General features: G+C 63.6%; 1 protein-coding gene and 1 pseudogene. Both read left to right on the forward strand.

Annotated features, from left to right (window positions below; all coding sequences use genetic code 11):
• Positions 1 to 370: pseudogene (locus ACDP63_RS24935) on the forward strand (IS21 family transposase); the annotation flags it as partial.
• Entirely contained in the window at positions 300 to 1,028 is a 729-nt protein-coding gene (istB, locus tag ACDP63_RS24940) for an IS21-like element ISPkr1 family helper ATPase IstB (RefSeq protein ID WP_024843951.1), read from the forward strand. The pseudogene ACDP63_RS24935 and the gene istB, both read left to right, overlap by 71 nt.
• Positions 1,029 to 1,135: the final 107 nt, after the last annotated feature.

Consider the following 1,135-nt stretch of genomic DNA (forward strand, 5'->3'; position numbering starts at 1 on the left):
ATGGGAACTGCCGCCGGCGATACGACGCGTCCAGCGTAAGCTGGGGCGCGTGCCGAACGGTGACCGTCAGATGGTCCAGATCCTGAGCATGATCCCAACGGATGGACTGGAAGCCGTCGAGGCTGCCTGCGTCGAGGCCCTGACCGAAGGCGCCCCGGCGGCATCGGTCGTTCTGAACATCCTGGCCCGACATCGCGAGCCACCACCTCCGTTGACCATCGCCACGCCGGACGCGTTGCGCCTGACCTGCGAGCCCGTGGCCGACTGCAAACGCTACGACAGCCTCAGGAGACCCCGCCATGGAAAGATCACAGGTGCTGGACGCGATGGGCCAGTTGAAGCTCTACGGCATGAAGGCCGCCTACGATGAGATCATCGCCACGGCGGTGAAGCGACAGCACGAACCGCAGCAAATCGTGGGCGACCTGCTGAACGCCGAGATCAGCGAGAAACAAGCTCGCTCGATCAAATACCAGATGACCATCGCCAAGCTGCCCTTGGCCAAGGAAGTCGACGAGTTCAGCTTCGAAGACACGCCCGTAAACGAAACGCTGGTGCGCGATCTGGCCTCCGGAGAGTTCCTCGAGCATCAGCGTAACGTCGTCCTCATCGGCGGCACCGGGACCGGCAAATCCCACCTTGCCGTCAGCATCGCCCGGGCCTGCATCCGCCGTGGCAAGCGCGGCCGCTTCTTCAACGTCGTGGACCTGGTGAACAAGCTGGACGCCGAAGCCCGCGCCGACCGACAGGGACGCACTGCGGATCTCCTGTGCCGCCTCGACTTCCTGATCCTCGACGAGTTGGGATATCTGCCGTTCGCCCAGACGGGTGGCCAGCTCCTGTTCCACCTCATCAGTCGCCTTTACGAACGCACCTCGATCATCGTGACGACGAACCTCGACTTCGGCGAATGGCCGACCGTCTTCGGAGACGCGAAGATGACAACGGCGCTCCTCGACCGACTGACCCATCACTGTGACATCGTCGAGACCGGCAACGAGAGCTGGCGCTTCAAGACGCGGGAATGACCGAGACGCCGCTGGCCCGATCCGGTTGCGCTGTATGGAGGCTACACCGCATCGGGCCAGCTACCCGTGCTGACCAAGCGGGGTCATTATTGGGCGCCGAAAGGGGG

It is taken from the genome of Paracoccus sp. P2 (genome assembly GCF_046335115.1).
GTDB classification, from domain to species: domain Bacteria; phylum Pseudomonadota; class Alphaproteobacteria; order Rhodobacterales; family Rhodobacteraceae; genus Paracoccus; species Paracoccus pantotrophus.

Excerpts from the sequence above, each read along its gene's own strand:
- istB (WP_024843951.1), top strand. The coding sequence starts at position 300 with ATGGAAAGATCACAGGTGCTGGACGCGATGGGCCAGTTGAAGCTCTAC.